General features: G+C 66.9%; 17 protein-coding genes. 4 read left to right on the top strand and 13 right to left on the bottom strand.

Annotation, left to right across the window (positions count from 1 at the left end; all coding sequences use genetic code 11):
* On the bottom strand, positions 1 to 417 hold a 417-nt coding region (locus MRY84_RS12205; RefSeq protein ID WP_291505993.1), incomplete at its 3' end, for an efflux RND transporter permease subunit.
* A complete protein-coding gene (locus MRY84_RS12200) occupies positions 418 to 1485 on the bottom strand; it encodes an efflux RND transporter periplasmic adaptor subunit (protein ID WP_291505992.1) in 1068 nt (355 codons plus the stop codon).
* A 93-nt stretch (positions 1486 to 1578) separates the two neighbouring features.
* Between MRY84_RS12200 and MRY84_RS12195 the strand changes: the two genes are divergently transcribed.
* Complete coding sequence (locus MRY84_RS12195) at positions 1579 to 1917, top strand: metalloregulator ArsR/SmtB family transcription factor (protein ID WP_291505991.1); 339 nt, start codon at positions 1579 to 1581, stop codon at positions 1915 to 1917.
* Positions 1918 to 1983: 66 nt separating this feature from the next.
* On the opposite strand, the gene MRY84_RS12190 is transcribed toward MRY84_RS12195, so the two are convergent.
* On the bottom strand, positions 1984 to 2352 hold the full coding sequence (locus MRY84_RS12190; RefSeq protein WP_291505990.1) for a surface-adhesin E family protein: 369 nt from the start codon (positions 2350 to 2352) through the stop codon (positions 1984 to 1986).
* 132 nt (positions 2353 to 2484) lie between these two features.
* Positions 2485 to 2985, bottom strand: coding sequence for an NAD(P)H-dependent oxidoreductase (locus MRY84_RS12185; protein WP_291505989.1), 501 nt, complete (start codon positions 2983 to 2985; stop codon positions 2485 to 2487).
* A gap of 147 nt (positions 2986 to 3132) precedes the next feature.
* On the opposite strand from MRY84_RS12185, the gene MRY84_RS12180 reads away from it, so the two are divergent.
* A complete protein-coding gene (locus tag MRY84_RS12180; protein ID WP_291505988.1) occupies positions 3133 to 3345 on the top strand; it encodes a hypothetical protein in 213 nt (70 codons plus the stop codon).
* Between the two features lie 15 nt (positions 3346 to 3360).
* Here the strand turns inward: MRY84_RS12180 and MRY84_RS12175 are convergent, their stop codons facing one another.
* Positions 3361 to 5298 carry a sigma-54-dependent Fis family transcriptional regulator gene (locus MRY84_RS12175; protein ID WP_291505987.1) on the bottom strand — a complete coding sequence of 646 codons (1938 nt, stop codon included), beginning with the start codon at positions 5296 to 5298 and terminating at the stop codon, positions 3361 to 3363.
* Between the two features lie 306 nt (positions 5299 to 5604).
* Between MRY84_RS12175 and MRY84_RS12170 the strand changes: the two genes are divergently transcribed.
* Positions 5605 to 7128 (top strand): aldehyde dehydrogenase family protein, encoded by a 1524-nt coding sequence (locus MRY84_RS12170; RefSeq protein ID WP_291505986.1) that lies wholly within the window; start codon positions 5605 to 5607, stop codon positions 7126 to 7128.
* 180 nt (positions 7129 to 7308) lie between these two features.
* A complete protein-coding gene (locus MRY84_RS12165) occupies positions 7309 to 7686 on the top strand; it encodes a DUF779 domain-containing protein (RefSeq protein WP_291505985.1) in 378 nt (125 codons plus the stop codon).
* 24 nt (positions 7687 to 7710) lie between these two features.
* Here MRY84_RS12165 and MRY84_RS12160 read toward each other — a convergent pair whose 3' ends face one another.
* The 8 genes from MRY84_RS12160 to MRY84_RS12125 form a co-directional block, all read right to left on the bottom strand.
* A complete protein-coding gene (locus MRY84_RS12160) occupies positions 7711 to 8748 on the bottom strand; it encodes an SDR family oxidoreductase (protein ID WP_291505984.1) in 1038 nt (345 codons plus the stop codon).
* A 99-nt stretch (positions 8749 to 8847) separates the two neighbouring features.
* Positions 8848 to 8997 (bottom strand): hypothetical protein, encoded by a 150-nt coding sequence (locus MRY84_RS12155; protein WP_291505983.1) that lies wholly within the window; start codon positions 8995 to 8997, stop codon positions 8848 to 8850.
* A gap of 121 nt (positions 8998 to 9118) precedes the next feature.
* Positions 9119 to 9877 (bottom strand): alpha/beta fold hydrolase, encoded by a 759-nt coding sequence (locus MRY84_RS12150; RefSeq protein WP_291505982.1) that lies wholly within the window; start codon positions 9875 to 9877, stop codon positions 9119 to 9121.
* Entirely contained in the window at positions 9861 to 11021 is a 1161-nt protein-coding gene (locus tag MRY84_RS12145; RefSeq protein ID WP_291505981.1) for a DUF3182 family protein, read from the bottom strand. Before MRY84_RS12145 ends, MRY84_RS12150 begins: the two co-directional genes overlap by 17 nt.
* Positions 11022 to 11358: 337 nt before the next feature.
* On the bottom strand, positions 11359 to 12651 hold the full coding sequence (gene boxA, locus MRY84_RS12140) for a benzoyl-CoA 2,3-epoxidase subunit BoxA (RefSeq protein WP_291505980.1): 1293 nt from the start codon (positions 12649 to 12651) through the stop codon (positions 11359 to 11361).
* Positions 12652 to 12746: 95 nt separating this feature from the next.
* A complete protein-coding gene (gene boxB / locus MRY84_RS12135) occupies positions 12747 to 14174 on the bottom strand; it encodes a benzoyl-CoA 2,3-epoxidase subunit BoxB (protein ID WP_291505979.1) in 1428 nt (475 codons plus the stop codon).
* A gap of 161 nt (positions 14175 to 14335) precedes the next feature.
* The gene (boxC, locus tag MRY84_RS12130; RefSeq protein ID WP_291505978.1) at positions 14336 to 16012 is read right to left on the bottom strand and encodes a 2,3-epoxybenzoyl-CoA dihydrolase; all 1677 of its coding nucleotides are present in this window, start codon (positions 16010 to 16012) and stop codon (positions 14336 to 14338) included.
* Between the two features lie 150 nt (positions 16013 to 16162).
* Positions 16163 to 16885, bottom strand: a 723-nt coding sequence (locus MRY84_RS12125) for a helix-turn-helix transcriptional regulator (RefSeq protein ID WP_291505977.1), incomplete at its 5' end; no start/stop codon positions are given.

The following is a 16885-nucleotide window of genomic DNA, read 5'->3' as shown; positions in this document are numbered from 1 at the left end:
GTCCAGGGCACCCAGCCCCTTGGGCAGCCAGTCGGCGTTGCTGCGCAAGGTGTCGTGCAGGCGCACCAGGGCCTCCGTGCGTGGCACACCCACCTTGAACTGCACCGTCATCACGGCCATGCCAGGGCGGGAAACCGAGGTCACGTGTTCCGTGCCTTGCATCTGCGACAGCACCTGCTCGGCCGGCGTCGCCACCATCTGTTCCACATCGGCGACGGAGGCTCCAGGGAACGGAACAATGACGTTCGCCATGGTCACATCGATCTGAGGCTCTTCTTCGCGGGGCGTCACCAGGACCGCGAAGACGCCCAGCAGGAACGCGACCAGTGCCAGCAGCGGAGTGATCTGCGCACTCAGGAACAGGGCGGCGATGCGGCCAGAGATTCCAGGTTCAGCGGAGCGGTTGGAGGTGGTCATTCAGCGCACCTTCGCTGCTACCTGAGGCTGGGTGGCGACGCGCTCGCCAGCCCGCACGCCGCTGAGTACCTCCACCATGTCTCCCATAGGGCGGCCCAGCCGGACCTGGCGCAGCAGCGGTCTGTCGTTGGCATCCAGCACATACAGGCCCGTCAGTTCGGCGCGGCGGACCACAGCATTCGCGGGCACCAGCACAGGTCCGGTCGCGGTGCCGGCTGCCGGGCCGGAGGTCGGGTCGGCGCCCAGCCACAAGCGGGCGAACATGCCGGGCGCGGCGCCCTCCAGGCCGGAGGGCAGCTCCAGGCGGACCTGCACCGTGTGGCTTTGCGCATCGACGATGGGCAGCACCTGCACCTTGGCGGCGGGAATCGCGATGCGGGAAGCCCCCAGGCCGGGGATCTCGACCTGTAGTTCGGGGGCCGCACCGCGCAGCGTGGCGGCGTGGTGCTGTCCGAGGTGGGCCGTCACCCGCATGGCCAGCGGATCGTAGAGGGACACCAGGGGCTTGCCCGGCATGGCCATGTCGCCCACCGTGGAGGGCACGTCGCCGATCACGCCGCTGAACGGCGCCTTGATGACATAAAAGCCTGACTGTGTGACGGCCGCCGCTGCCTGGGCCTGCAAGGCCTGGACTTGCGACTGGGTCGCGCGCCATTGCGCCTCGGCCCGATCCAGCGCCGCCTGGCTGATGTACTGCTTCTGGAACAGCTGTCTCTGGCGTTCATATTCCTTCGCGGCTACTTGTTGGGCAGCGCGTGCAGCATCGACCTGGGCCGTGCTGGCCGCTGCGTTTTGCTGTGCGGCGCGCGCATCAATCCGCAGCAGTTCCTGTCCGGCATGGACCCGATCACCGGCCCGGACAGAGACGCTGATGACTGCGCCCTGCACCTGCGCCGAGAGTGTGGCCTCGCGTACGGCCTCCACCTGCCCATCCACGCTGCCGCCTACCTGCGCGCCGGCGGTCTTCACCGTGAAAACAGCCAGCGGCTGCACGGGGCCGCTTTCGGCCGCCCAGGCGACGGACACGGCAAGGCACAGCGCTGCAGTAAATCGGGTCAAGGGCTTCATGGGGTCTCCAGAGGGCATCTGAAGTTGATTATTTAACTAATCAGCTAATTAGTCAATAATGTATCATGCGTTCCAATGCCGGAGATGCCCGTGATGAACGAAATGCCCCCAGAAGCTCTTGAACAGGTTGCTGCCTATTTTCAGGTGCTGGCCGAGCCCACGCGGTTGCGCATCCTCAACCTGTTGCGGGGTGGGGAAAAGAATGTGGGTGAGCTGGCGCTGGAATGCGGCTACACGGCCGCCAACGTGTCCCGGCACCTGTCGCTCATGACCAAACATGGCCTGGTTTCCCGCGAAGGGCGCGGCACCAGCGTCTATTACCGGTTGACCGATGAGTCGGTCGACGCTTTGTGCGACCTGGTATGCGGCAACATTGCTCGCCGGCTGGAGCGCGATGCCTCCGCGCGGGCGGCTTTCAAGGTGCCGCGCTGAGCGGCGGGGGAACACGGCCAGGATCCGCGACGCCGGGCCATGGCGGCCGCCTGCTTCTGCGCTGGCTCAGGATCCTCGCAGCGCGATGGCGCAGGCAGCCTTGATCAGCCGGTCCCGGGGGTTGGAGGCCATCTCGGCAAAGCTCACTTCGCGTCCCTCGCCCTCGGTGGAGTCCGCGATGCGCATCTTTCCCCGCCACAGCGGCATCTCGAACAGCGAAAGGGTGCGGTGCCACGCTTTCTGCTCCGTGCAGTCCACGATGGCGGTGGAGTAGTACGACTGGTACGGATTCCCGTCAAAACCCGTCCTTGGCCTGGCGCGGTTGACCCGCAGCTTGACCATCCGCATGGACTCAAAGGCCATGGCGCTGGTGGCATCCACTTCCACCGTATCCGTCGTGGCGCTCTGTGGATCGCCGGTGATGGTCAACCACATGGGCTCGGAAGCCCATGTGGCAGTACCTGTGCACATGCACGCCAATACCGTTGTCCTGAAGCGGGAAAGGAGGTTCATCGAAGCGTGGGCGGAAGGGGGTGGTTCACAGGGCCTAGGCGCGGAGGGGTACCTCTAGAAAACGCCCAGGCTCAGCCCTGCGGCCATGGCTTCGCCCAAGGCCCGGCATCGGCTCAGTTCGTCCGCGGGAATGCGCTTGGGTTTCAAGATGGCCTCCGGGGTTTGGGCGTGAGTGCACACGATCAAGGGGTCTGCGATGGGCTTGAGGCGCCAGCCGGTCGCGATGCGTTCGACCTGCCGCGCCGCGTTGTGCCCATCGCTGCCGGCGCAGACCAAGCATGCGTACGGCCGTCCATTGACGTGATCAAGAACCGCATAGTAGCTGCGATCAAAAAAATCCTTGAGCTGCCCGCTGATGGCCGCCAGATTCTCCGGCGTGGCGAAGATGAATCCGTCGGCAGCGAGCATGTCCGCCGGGCCGGCCTGGCTCGCGTACAACAGCCGCGTGGCTACCTCGGGCTGCGCGCCAGCGCCGTCGCAGACGGCCTGGGCCATCTGCCGGGTGCCATCGGTCATGGAGTGATAGACGACCAGCAGTGTCTTGCGCGTGCTCATGGCCGGACATCATCCCACGGCCCTGCGGGCGGCCGATGCCCTGCGGGGCCGGCGGGCCGTCGCAAAGGAGCCTGGCCTACAGATCCAGATCGCGTGGACGCTCACAATCACAGAACCGTTTTCATCGTGTTGCTGGAGGTGACGCATATGCCGCAGGAATGGGAAGAAGAGAATATCTTTGGCGAAGCCGACGGGAGTTCGTACTCGGCCGTGCTGGGCAGAAGTGCCGACGGGCACTTCACCCTGCGCAGCCTGCTTATCGACGGCCACAACGTGCCTGTCATGAACGCTGCGTGGCCCTCTCGCGAAGAGGCCGTGCAGGCGGTCCGGGACTACGCCCAGGGAAATCAGCGCCCATAGCCTGGGACACTGGCTTTACCGGTTCGCCTGACCCTGCCGCTCCTTGCGGAGTGCCAGTTTGCGGTACAGGGTCTGGCGGCTGATACCCAGCAGGCGCGCCGCATGGCTCACGTTGCCACGGCAGTTTTCCAGGGCACGCTGAATGGCGGACTGCGAGAGCTCGTCCAGGTTTTGGGGCGCGTGCGCCTGCTCGGCGGGGGCGGCGTAGCGCTCGATCCGCGCCAGCTCCTGCCGGAAGTCGTCGGGGAGATGGTGCAGCTCGATGGTCTCTCCATCGTCCTCCAGCATGGCGCAGGCGGTGCGGAGCACGCTGGCGCACTGGCGCAGGTTGCCGGGCCACCGGTAGGTGGCCATCGCGGCCATGGCGGCAGGCCCCAGGCGTATGGCGCGAGCCGGCTCAATGGCCTGCAGCATCTGCAGGCTCAGGGCTTCAAAATCGGTGCGATCGCGCAGGGGCGGAAGCTCCACCGACAAGCCATTGATCCGGTAGTACAGGTCGGCGCGGAACTGCCCGCGTTCGGCCTCCTCGCGCAGGTTGCGGTGGGATGCGCAAATGAGTGCAAAGTCCACAGCCACGGGCTGGCTGCTGCCCAGCGGAACCACCTGCCGCTCTTGCAAAACGCGCAGAAGCCGCGTCTGAAGAGCCAGCGGCATGTCCCCGATCTCATCCAGGAAGAGCGTGCCCCCATGGGCCTCGCGCAGCAGGCCCAGGCGGCCTTCACGTCGGCCTCCGGTGAACGCGCCGGGACTGTAGCCAAACAGCTCGGCCTCGATCAGGGACTCGGGCATGGCCGCGCAGTTGACGGCGACAAACGGTCCATTGCGGCGCGAGCTGCTTTGGTGTGCGCTGCGCGCGAACCATTCCTTGCCCACGCCCGATTCGCCCTGGATGAGCAACGCAATGGGCTTGTCCAGCACCCGGCGCGTCTTGGCCGCTGCGGCTTGCCATCGTGCGTCGCCCGTGTCCAGCTGCGCCAGGGCATCGTCCGGTGAGCGCGCGGCGGGCGCGGACGGCGCCGCCCGGACGGTGCGCTTGTCGAGCACCAGCTGTGCAAAGAGCGGCAAGCCGTCGTGGCGGCGCAGCGACATCGGCGCGTCGGGCCGGCGGTGGTGCCGGGCCAGCAGGTCGTTGAGGTTGGCGTTCAGCACCTGGTGCACGGGAATGCTGCCCAGCTGCGCGCCGGAGATGCGCAGCAGCGCCAGCGCACTGCGGTTGCCGCCCACTACCCAGCCATCTTCCGACACCAGGGCGATCCCCTCGGCCACGGTGCCAATGCCCTCGGGGTGGGTGTGCAGGTGCAGGCGCAAGTGCCGCTGGCTGCCCGAAACCAGCAGGCGGTTCTCGATCATGTGTGCGGCCGTGCTGACCAGGCCGAGCGTGTGCGGATTGCCCCGGCTGTGCTCGCTGGAGATGTCCAGAATGCCCAGCAGCTGTCCGGTGCCGGAGAGGATGGGTGCGGCGGCGCAGGTCAGGAAGCCGTTGCGCTCGAGAAAATGTTCGGCGCCGTGCACCTCCAGCGGCGCCATCTCTGCCAGCGCCGTGCCAATGGCATTGGTGCCGCGCTGCGCTTCGTGCCACGAGGCGCCGCTGGTAAGCGCCACTCGCTCGGCCTTACCGAGGAAGTACGGGTCGCCACAGGTGTCCACCAGCGTTCCGCAGGGGCTGGCCAGCACGACCACGCTCTGGCTGCCACGCACCTGCTCGAACAGGTATTCCATCACGGGGCGTGAATGCGCCAGCAGCTCCTGATGCTGGCCCCGCAGCTGCCGCAAAGCCTGGCGTTCCAGGTTGTCCGGTGTGCCCAGCCGGCCCGTGGGCAGCAGGCCGCCTTGCAGACTGCGCTGCCATGAGCGCGCAAGCCGCGCATCCACCAGCCCGTCCGGACACTGGCCGAACTCCAGCAGGTGCTGGCGGGCTTGGCGCAACGCCACGGCGGCTGAAGGGGATCGCATGGTTTTGTCTCCTGTCCGGGCGTTCGTGCGCCCGGTTTTGTGGCCAGTATGGCCGTGCCCCTCGGTCAGGGCAAGCGCTGCGTCCGGGCGGGGCGGCCAAGTGTTCCATTTCGAGACAGGTGTCGTGTCCTGCCGCGGACACGTTAACCGCGCGGCCGTCGCTGCCGTTTGCGGCGCCGCAAAAGAACGCCATGTAAATCAACGAGTTGCGATCCCGGGCGGGCTGGCACGTCTTTTGATTCATGACCCGCATCTGGCGCCGCATGGTGGAGAGCCAGATGTCCATAAATCACCGGAGACAACAGCATGACCGTTTACGCAGCCCCCGGCGCCGCTGGCGCCAAGATCACCTACAAGCCCCGCTACGACAACTTCATTGGCGGCAAGTTCGTGCCGCCCGTCAAGGGACAGTACTTTGACGTGATCTCGCCCGTGAACGGCAAGGTCTACACCCAGGCCGCGCGTTCCACCGCCGAAGACATCGAGCTGGCACTCGACGCCGCCCACGCAGCCGCCGATGCCTGGGGCAAGACAGACGCCGCCACGCGCGCCAACATCCTGCTCAAGATCGCCAACCGCATCGAGGAAAACCTGGAGCGCCTGGCCTATGCCGAAACGGTGGACAACGGCAAGGCCATCCGTGAGACGCTGAACGCCGACATTCCGCTCACCGTGGACCACTTCCGCTACTTCGCGGGCTGCGTGCGTGCGCAGGAAGGCGGCATCAGCGAGATCGACGAGAACACCATGGCCTACCACATCCACGAGCCGCTGGGCGTGGTGGGCCAGATCATTCCCTGGAACTTCCCCATCCTGATGGCCGCGTGGAAGCTGGCTCCCGCTTTGGGCGCGGGCAACTGCGTGGTGCTCAAGCCCGCCGAGTCCACCCCCATCTCCATCCTCATCCTGGTGGAGCTGATTGCCGACCTGCTGCCGCCCGGCGTGCTCAACATCGTCAACGGCTTTGGCCGTGAGGCAGGCATGCCGCTGGCCACCAGCAAGCGCATCGCCAAGATTGCCTTCACCGGCAGCACCAGCACCGGCCGCGTGATAGCGCAGGCTGCCGCCAACAACCTGATTCCCGCCACGCTGGAGCTGGGCGGCAAGAGCCCCAACATCTTCTTTGCCGATATCATGGACAAGGACGATGCCTTCCTCGACAAGGCTGTGGAAGGCCTGGTGCTGTTTGCCTTCAACCAGGGCGAAGTGTGCACCTGCCCCAGCCGCGCGTTGATCCAGGAAAGCATCTACGACAAGTTCATGGAACGCGTCTTGAAGCGCGTGGCCGCCATCAAGCACGCGAACCCGCTGGATACCGACAGCATGATGGGCGCGCAGGCCAGCAAGGAGCAGCTCACCAAGATCCTCTCGTACCTGGACCTGGGCAAACAGGAAGGCGCCGAGGTGCTGGCCGGTGGCGGCCAGGCCCATCTGGGCGGTGACCTGGAAGGTGGCTACTACGTGCAGCCCACGCTGTTCAAGGGACACAACAAGATGCGCATCTTCCAGGAAGAAATCTTCGGCCCCGTGCTGGCCGTGACCACCTTCAAGGACGAGGCCGAGGCCCTGGCGATCGCCAACGACACGCTGTACGGCCTGGGCGCCGGTGTGTGGAGCCGCAATGGCAACGTGGCCTACCGCATGGGCCGCGCGATCAAGGCCGGGCGCGTGTGGACCAACTGCTACCACGCCTACCCCGCCCACGCGGCGTTCGGCGGGTACAAGGAGTCGGGTATTGGGCGGGAGACGCACAAGATGATGCTGGACCACTATCAGCAGACGAAGAATCTGCTGGTGAGCTACAGCGAAAACAAACTCGGCTTCTTCTGATGGGGTGGCGGTCCACAGACCGCCCCTGGCGTCGTTGCTCCGTCTTGCCGTAGCGTTGCTGCTGGCCGCGACGGAGACGCCCAGCCAGAAACGGTTTGTGAACCGCTGGAACGCTTGGGGCGCGGCTGCAATGCATTTTTTGCGGCCGCGTTTTTTGGCTTGCCAGTTCAGGAGATCGCCATGGTCGAAAGAGTCATCGCCACCGAGGCCGCGCTGGCGCTGATAGCGCAGCTGCAGGCCGAGCACGGCCCGGTGATGTTCCATCAGTCCGGCGGCTGCTGTGATAACAGTGCCGCCAACTGCTATTTGCCCACGGACCTGACCATCGGCGCGCAGGACGTGCTGCTGGGCCGGGTGGGCGGGGCGCCGTTCTACATCGGAAAGTCGCAGTACGAGTACTGGAAGCACACCCAGCTCATCCTGGATGTGATCGAGGGCCAGGGCGGCACGTTTTCGCTGGAAGGCAGCACTGGGCGGGCGTTTCACACCCGCTCGCGTTTGTTTTCCGATGCCGAGTGGTCAGAGGTGGAGCCGCTGGTGCTGCGCGATCTGGCCTAACCGCACCGGGAGGGATCGGCTGCGTCAAGCCCCATCGCCCGCGTTGCCCGTGATGGGCAGCACGGTGCCCGTGATGTAGCTGGAGCAGCAGGGCGCAGCCAGGAACACGTAGGCGGGGGAAATTTCCTCCGGTTGCGCGGGGCGGCCCAATTGGGTCTTCTCGCCAAACTTGGCGATGTTCTCGGGCGATTGGTCCGCCGGGTTCAGCGGGGTCCACACGGGGCCGGGCGCCACGGCATTCACGCGGATGCCCTGCTCAGCCAGGTTGGCGGCGAGCGCCTTCGTGAAAGCGTGGATGGCGCCCTTCGTGGATGAGTAGTCGAGCAGTTGCTTGCTGCCGCGCAGCCCTGTCACGGAGCCCGTGTTGATGATGGCGTCTCCACGCTGCAGGTGCGGCAGCGCCGCCTTACACATGTGGAAGTAGCCATAGATGTTGGTGCGGAAGGTCTCGTCAAAGCGCTCTTCCGTCAAGTCCTGCAGCGATGCGGCATGCTCCTGGAACGCCGCGTTGTTCACCAGCACGTTGAGCTTGCCGAAGGTCTGGACCACCTTCTGCACGGCCTGCGCGCAGTAGCCGCTGTCGCGCACGTCGCCGGGCAGCAGCAGGCAGCGCGTGCCCTCGGCCTCGACCAAGCGGCGGGTTTCCTCGGCATCCTCGTGTTCGTTCAGATAGCCGATGGCCACATCTGCGCCCTCGCGCGCAAACAGCACAGCCACTGCGCGTCCGATACCTGAATCGCCCCCCGTGATCAGCGTGGAAAAGCCCTGCATCTTGCCGCTGCCCTGGTAGTGCGGCGCGTCATAGCGCGGCTTGAGCTGCATGTCGGCTTCGAGGCCGGGCTTGGTCAGGTGCTGCTGCAGCAGTGGTGGTGTGGGCTCGGCACGGCCGGGACCCGGCGCGGCGCTCTTTTCGTCTCCACCCTGGCCGCCTTTCTGGTGCTGTTGTTGCTGCGCGTCCTTGCGGTCCTGTTCGGCCTGGATCTGCTGCTGCTTGTGGGCTGTGGCCTCGGCGGCGTCGCGGGTGGCGGAGGAGGGAGGGGATGGAGGTGTGGAGGAGGTCATGGTGTGGGATCGGAAATGAATACGGGAGGACGAAAGGGAAGGGGGAGCCGGCAGGCGAGGCGGCGCCGCGCGTCACCCCTGCGAGCGGCACGGTGCCGCTCAGCCCAGCGGCTTCCACAGGGGTGGCTCGGGCTCGGGGAACCGCAGCGGTATTTGTCGGGGCCGCACCATGGACTCCCACTGCCGCATGCGCTTGAGGGCACGGGGCTTCAGGTGGCTGTCGGAGCCGGAGCGGTGGGTCTTTGACATGGTGAGTCTCCAGAGCAGAGGGAGACTCCATTGACCCACTGCCGGGCCAGCGCCGCTGTCGGACAGTGTTGACGGAGGCCATCGGATGATGGCCGGGGCGCTTGGCCGGGCCTCCGGCCGGTCACTTTTTGGACAGGGGCGAGGGCGCCTTGGCCAAGCCGAGCATTTCAGTCATCCACTTCACCAGCATCGTGGTGTAGGCCTCACTCCACTCGGGTTTGGACAGGCTGTGGTCTGCCTCCTGGATGACCCGGTACGTCATGGAGCGGGTGCGCAGGAACGCGGCGCGGTAGTTTTCTATGACAGGGTGCGGGACGATGTGGTCGAGCTCCGACTCGACCAGGAGCACATCCCCTTCGAAGATGGCGCTGGCCGCCAGGGCCCGGTTGCTGTCGGCAGGGAGCTGCATCGCGCGGTAGCGCGCGATTTCCTGCCGGTCGAGGTTCTGCTTGGAGACCAGCCAATCCTCGTCCTTGTAGAGCGCAGGGGCGCGCAATGCCATCCACCGCACGGGGCGCAGTGCGCTCATGACGGTGGCCAGGTAGCCGCCGTAGCTGCTGCCCACCACGGCCACGGCGCTGGCGTCCACCGCGGGATGCCCCGTCAGCAGGTCGTAGGCCGCCAGCATGTCGTTGAGGTTGTCTTCGCGGGTGACGGTATCCCGGTGCGCCTTGTCGCGGGCGTGGCCGCGCAAGTCGAACGTCAGGCAGATGCAACCCAGCGCCGCCAGTGCGTGGGCGCGCGCGAGATACTGGTCCTGGCTCCCGTCCCAGCCATGCACCAGCATGACCCCGGGGACCACGGTGTCGGGGGCGACGAGGGTGCCGGCAATGGTGCGGTCGCCCGAGGGAATCTGGATGAGCCTATGCCGCGTCGCCATCGCGATGAATCAATGCGTACTTGGTGAGAAGGCCCACTTCGGGATCGTCGCCTTGGAAATACAGGGTGGCCGAAGCAGGTACAGGCGTGAGCGCGCCGTACCGCTCGACGCAGCGGGTACGCGCCGTTTGCAGCGATCTGTCGGCATGGAAGGCTTCCAGTGCGGCCAGCTCGGCGCCGGTAGCACCGCCAATGCGCCAGGATTGCTCCAGCACGCCCGAGCACCACTGGCCCTCTGCGTCGAGACCCTGGGCCACGTCATAGTTGATGCGCGATGCAAAGAATCCGGGGTAGCAGCTGCGCACGGCGGCGTCATACACCAGTGCCTGGTCCACCGCCCTGCGCCGCGTGCCGGGCGGCAGCGTGGCCAGCAGCGCGTGGAAATCGCCGCGCACCACCGCGAGGTCCGAGCCTCCGTACGCTGGCGCGCCTGCATTGTCCTGCGTCAGCTGTTGCGTGCCGCAGTACGACGCCAGGATGCCCGCCACCCGCACTTGCCCGACGCTCAGGGTCTCCACATGGGTGAGGTTGTGCTCCAGCACCACGCCTTGTCTCAGCAGGGCGGCGTTGTCCAGCATGGCCAGGCGGGCGGCCAGGGCGGAGGCATCGTGCACCACCACCTGACCACGTCCGCCGGTTTCGCCCACGGGCTTGACGCGCACCGGTCCCAGCGCCAGAAGCTTTTCACCCGCCAGCTGGGCGTCTTGCCGCGCGAAAGCGGTGTAGCCGGGCAGCACCGCCGCCTGCACGAGTTCGGCGAGCAGAGGGTTCCAGCCCTCGGGCGCGGCGGCGGAGGCGAAGGCCAGGGGGTGGCTGATGGCTTTGGTCGCCAGGAATGCATGGGGGACCACACCGCCCAGCAGATCGTCTTCGCCAAAGAGCCGCAGGCGACGGACGTCGGGTGCCACCAGCGTGTCGCTGGGCACCAGGTAGGTGCGGCGGGGCCAGAGCGACTGGGGGATTTCCTCGATGAACGGGCAGCCTTTGAGGGCTGCCACGCGCCGCGCGATCTGCTCGCGTGTGACGTGTTCATGAACGCTGGCGTGCCCCTTGATCCCTTGGGTGAACGGCATGACCACCTCGACCGCTTGCGGGCCCGATTGCCGGGCGGCGAGGGCGTCGGCGTATGCGGACGAAGCAGGCATGCGGGCCTCCTGTGCTGCTCTCGAACCACGGCGAGAGGGGCCGGTGCGGCGGGCGACCGCCAAGGACGCCGCCATGGTAGGACCGGGGTTCGCGTGTGTGCTGTAGGACGAGCGAGCAACTCGGCCGCAGAGCGTACTGGCGGGCCTGCAAGGGGCCAGTGCGCCTCAAAAGGGCGGAGTGGCCGTTGGGCGGCAGCGTGGGCCATCCTGGAGAACACCAAGCCGCCGGTGAAAGGGGCTCTGCAAATTGCTATTAAGTTGGTAGCTGCTTGCGCTTGAAAACAAAGCGCTGGTGGCCAATTTGGCGTTTATTTTTTACCGCCCGCGACCGCTCCTGTCAGTACGTCTCCAGGTGCAGGCGCCCGCCCTGACGCAGCGCTGGGCCGACCTGCTCCCAATCCAGGCCGCTGTCGTGGGCAATGTCGCGCAAGGCCATCACGACGCCTTCCTCCATGCTCTTCAGGCCGCACACATAGAAGTGGCTGTTGGCGTCACGCAGCAGAGCAGCCAGGTCAGGGGCGCGCTCGCGCATCAGATCCTGCACGTAGCGCCTGGGTTGCCCGGCCGCCCGCGAGAACGCCAGGTTGATATCGATGAAATCCTTGGGGAGGTTCTGCAATGGCCCGAAGTACGGCAGCTCCTGCGGGGTGCGTGCGCCGAAGAACAGCATGAGCTTGCCGCCTTCGAACTTGCCGCTGTTGCGCAGGCGCCTGCGCCACTCGGTCATCGCTCGCATGGGGGCGCTGCCGGTGCCGGTGCAGATCATCACAATGTGCGAGCGCGGGTGATTGGGCATGAGGAACGAGCTGCCGAACGGCCCGACGACCTGCACGGTGTCGCCCACCTGCAGGTCGCACAGGTAGTTGGAGGCCACGCCGCGCAGGGCGTTGCCGTGGTGGTCCATGGTCACGCGCTTCACGGTGAGGGCCAGGTTGTTGTAGCCCGGCCGCTCGCCATTGCGCGGGCTGGCCACGGAATACTGGCGCGGCTGGTGCGCCTTGCCCAACGCATCGGTGCCCGGGGGGATGATGCCGATGGACTGCCCCTCCAGCACCGGGAACGGCATGCTGCCGAGGTCGAGGACCACATGGTGCGTCTCGCTTTCGAAGCCGGCCTCGGTGCAGTTGTAGTTGCCTACCACGGTGGCGGTGGCGGGGCTCTTGGGCGTGAACAGGTTGGTGTAGGGGTGGGCGGCCGACCACGGCGGCACGCTCGCGCCGTACTGGGCTGGGCGAAACACTTGCGTGCCAGGTTCTGAAGGCGCAGTGGGGGCGGCGGGTGCTGTGGCCGCGGCCTGCGCAGAGGCCGCAGTGGCCGGGGCGCTGCGAGCCAGCTCCGCGGGCGTGAGCTCGGGGGGCAGTTCGTCCCATCCCAGTTGGGCCTCCACCGAGTAAGCCCGTGCCACCGGCACGCTGCGCCAGTTGTCGATCGAGCCTGTAGGGCAGGGCGCAATGCAGGCCATGCAGCCGTTGCACACGTCCGCGCGCACTACGTAGTTGCGGTCATCGTGCGTGATGGCGCCCACGGGGCAGGTGGCCTCGCAGGTGTTGCAGCGGATGCAGATCTCGGGGTCGATCAGGTGCTGCTTGAGCATGCCGTTATCGACCAGCGTGGTGGTGGGGGTGTCCATGTCTTTGTCCATCCATTCGCCCGGCGCCGCAGCGCACGAGCTCTGAAACTGGCGCGAACCATTCCACTGCCACCGTGGAGGCGGCTCAGAGGGGTTCAGTTAAACCGCACGTATTCGAAGTCGATGGGCTGGCGGTTGATGCCCGTGGCGGGCGGTGCGATCCAGCCCGCGAACTTGCCGGGCTCGGCCACACGCCCCATCAGCGAAGCGACGAAGGCGAAGTCCTCGTCGGTGGGCAGCCACTCGCCCTTGCGCGCAGTCCATTCGGTCTCGTTCACCACGCGGCCGTCGGGCGACATGCGGATGCCGGCGAGTGCGCCGATCTGGCGGTTGAAGGCCTTGTGCGGCACGGCCAGGCGCGTGGGGATGCCGACCTTCTCCAGTACCTTGTTCCAGCGCGTCACACCGGCCATGGAGTCCTTGATGAAGTCGTCGCGCAGCACCTCGTTCAACGCGTTGAGCATGGGCACTTCCTTTTCCACCAGCTGGCCGTTCTGTACCTCCAGCACCTTGTAGGTGTGGCCTTTCAGGATGTGGTCGTCCTCGCGCTTGCCTTCCTCATACCGGCCCTTGAGGCCCGAGCTGTAGAACGTGGCTGCGTTGCTCGACTGGTCGGCGCCGAACAGGTCGATGGTCACGCTGTAGTGGAAGTTCAGGTAGCGCTGGATGGTGGCCAGGTCAATGGCGCCAGCGGCGCGCACCCGGGCCGGGTCGTCGGTCTTGAGCTCGTTCATCACCTGGGCCGTGCGCGCCAGCACGCGCGAGACGCCGGACTCGCCCACGAACATGTGATGGGCTTCTTCCGTCAGCATGAACTTGGTGGTGCGCGCCAGCGGATCGAACGCGCTTTCGGCCAGGGCCGAAAGCTGGAACTTGCCGTCGCGGTCGGTGAAGTAGGTGAACATGAAGAACGCCAGCCAGTCGGGCGTCTTCTCGTTGAAGGCGCCCAGGATGCGCGGGTTGTCCACGTCGCCGGACTGGCGCTGCAGCAGCGCCTCGGCCTCTTCGCGGCCGTCCCGGCCGAAGTGCTTGTGCAGCAGGTACACCATGGCCCAGAGGTGGCGGCCTTCCTCCACGTTGATCTGGAAGAGATTGCGCAGGTCGTACAGGCTGGGTGCGGTGAGGCCGAGGTGGCGCTGCTGCTCCACCGACGCGGGCTCGGTATCGCCCTGCGTCACGATGATGCGGCGCAGGTTGGCGCGGTGCTCGCCGGGCACGTCTGCCCAAGCCTTTTCGCCCTTGTGGTCGCCGAAGTGGATCTCGCGGTTCGCGTCCCCGGGGTTCAGGAAGATGCCCCAGCGGTAGTCGCGCATCTTCACATGGCCGAACTGCGCCCAGCCGCTCGGGTCCACGCTCACGGCGGTGCGCAGATAGACCTCATGGTTCGTCGAGCCCTCGGGGCCCACGTCGTCCCACCACTGGATGAAGTTGGGCTGCCAGCCTTCCAGCGCGCGCTGCAGCGTGCGGTCCTCGCTCAGGTTCACGTTGTTGGGGATCTTCTCGCTGTAGTTGATCGTGCTCATGGATGTCTCCTTGGAGTGGGAATTCAGGGGTCCTTGGTGCTGCTTACAACCCGCAGTGCTCGCGACTGGCACTGCCTGGGCGAGGGACGCCGCGCAAGGGCCGCCCCGCAGCGAGGGCGTCGTCCCCCCGAGGGGGAAGGCGCCGTAGGCGGCTCAGGGGGCTACACCCTATTCAAGTCGAAGCCCGCTTTTTCGCCCGTGCCATATACCTTGAGCGCGCCCTTTTCGCCCACCGCATTGGGGCGGTTGAAGATCCAGTTCTGCCAGGCCGTCAGGCGGCCGAAGATGCGCGTCGCCATGTTCTCCTGGCTCGCAAAGCGCAGATTGGCCTCCAGCCCGGTGAGCGCATCGGGCGACATGGCGGCGCGCTCTTCGATGGCGATGCGTATCTCGTCGTCCCAGTCGATGTCGTCCGGCGCGGCGGTGACCAGGCCCAGGGCCAGGGCCGCGTCGGCGTCCAGCGCCTGGCCCGCGGCCGCGCGGGCGGCTTCCAGGGGGGAGGCTTCGTCGTAGAAGCGGCGCTGCAGGCGGCCCTGGCCGTTGACCATGGGCAGCAGCCCGAAGTTGAACTCGTTGAGCGTGAGCCGGGGCGCGCGTTCAGCGTCATCGGGCAGCGCCAGCATGTAGGTGCGGTCGGCCGCAAAGGCCAGTTCGGCCAGCGAGCCCGCGAAGGCTGAGCCGGGCTCCACCAGGGCGAACAGGCTGCGCGAAGACACGTCCAGCCGCGCCAAAGTACGGCGCAGTGCGCCCAGGGTCTCGCGCGCCAGCCAGTGGTCCTGATGCGCCAGCAGCGTGGCGTCGCTGGCCAGCACGGCCTGCGCATCGCCTGCGATCTTGAGCAGCCAAGTGCCGATCTGCAGCTCGTTGGTGCGCAGGTGCAGGATGGCGTCGTCCAGCTCGCGCGCCAGTGCCAGTGGCCACCACGCGGCACCTGCCGCTTCAATGCCGAGGGCGTCGGTGGGCTGTGGCCCGGTGGGGGCTTGCAGCGTCAAGGTGGCGGTGCGGCGGGCGCGATCGATGTCCACGCGGACATGGGCATAGTGCAGGCCGTCTGCGGTCTCCTCGCGCTCGATGCGCGGCAGCGCAATGCCCCGGGCCTTGGCGGGACGGGTGCTGCCCTCGGCCAGGCGCGCGGCGGCATCGTGCACTGCGGCGGCAAACTGCGCGGGCTTGGCAATGCGGTCCACCAGCCGCCAATCCACGGCGCGCTGGCCGCGCACACCTTCCACACTGGTGCAGAAGATGTCGGCCAGGTCGTGGCGCACATGGCGCTTGTCCGTCACGCGCGTGAGGCCGCCAGTGCCGGGCAGCACGCCGAGCAGCGGCACTTCGGGCAGCGAGACCGCGGACGAGCGGTCGTCCACCAGCAGGATCTCGTCGCAGGCCAGGGCCAGCTCGTAGCCGCCCCCCGCGCAGGCGCCGTTCACGGCCGCCAGGAACTTGATGCCCGAGTGGCGCGAGGAGTCCTCGATGCCGTTGCGCGTTTCGTTGGTGAACTTGCAGAAATTCACCTTCCAGGCGTGGCTGGAGACGCCCAGCATGAAGATGTTGGCGCCGGAGCAGAAGACCCGGTCCCGCGCGCTGGTGACCACCACCGTGCGCACCGTGGGGTGCTCGAAGCGGATGCGGTTGAGCGCGTCATGTAGCTCGATGTCCACGCCTAGGTCGTAGCTGTTGAGCTTGAGCTTGTAGCCGGGGCGGATGCCGCCGTCTTCCGCAATGTCCAGCGCCAGCGTGGCGAGCTGGCCGTCCACCTGTAGCTTCCAGTGCCGGTACTGGCTGGGGTGGGTGCGGTAGTCCACCGCCGGGGCGGACGCGGGTTCTGCTGCAGATGCCATTGCTGTGCCTCCAAAGATTAATGAACAATAGTTCATGTTTCTCGTTTGAAATGCATCATGATGCATGTTTTGTGGCAAGTCAATGCACCATGCTGCCATCGGTGGTACTGCGGACAGGCACCAGGGTGCGGGCGTGGGCGCCCGGCGTGGTCAGAGGGGGGCGTCAGGCCCTAGCTGGCGCAGGCCCTGCACCAGCCGCTGCAGGCTTTGCTCGGGCGTCTGCTGCGAGGTGTCCACGGTCAGGTCGGCCTTGGAGTAGAAGTCCGCCCGGCCGTCCAGGATGCGGCGCAGGTCCTCCATCGCCTCGGGGTTGGCGGCCATCGGGCGCATGTCGCCCTGGGCGACCACGCGGCCCATGTGCTCCTCGGGCGAGGCGCGCAGCCACACGGTGGTGCAGTGGGTCAGCAGTTCGTTGAACGTGGCCGGGTCCGACACGATGCCGCCCGGCGTGGCGATCACCACCTCGCCGTGCAGCTGGATGGTGGCTTCCAGTGCGCGCCGTTCGTAGCGACGGTAGGCGGTGGCGCCGTACAGGTCGTGGATCTCGCGCACGCTGCAGCCGGCCAGGGCTTCGATCTCGCGGCTCAGTTCCACAAACGGCACGTCCAGGCTGCGTGCGAGCAGCGGCCCCAGGGTGGATTTGCCCGCGCCGCGCAGCCCGATGAGCGCGATGCGGTGGGGCCGCGCGCTGTCCTGCGCGCCACCGCCCAGCAACTGCTGCACGGCCAGGCGCACCTGGCGCAACTCGGCCTCGCTGCGGTGCTCCAGCAGCTCGCGCAGCAGCAGCCATTCGGGCGTCTGGGTGGTGAAGTCGCCTACCAGCTCGGCCAGCGGGCAGCGTAGGGCCGTGGCCACCTGCTGCAACACCAGGAT

It is taken from the genome of Acidovorax sp., assembly GCF_022763525.1.
Classification (GTDB): domain Bacteria; phylum Pseudomonadota; class Gammaproteobacteria; order Burkholderiales; family Burkholderiaceae_C; genus Acidovorax.
This window is presented reverse-complemented; position numbering and strand designations above follow the sequence as displayed.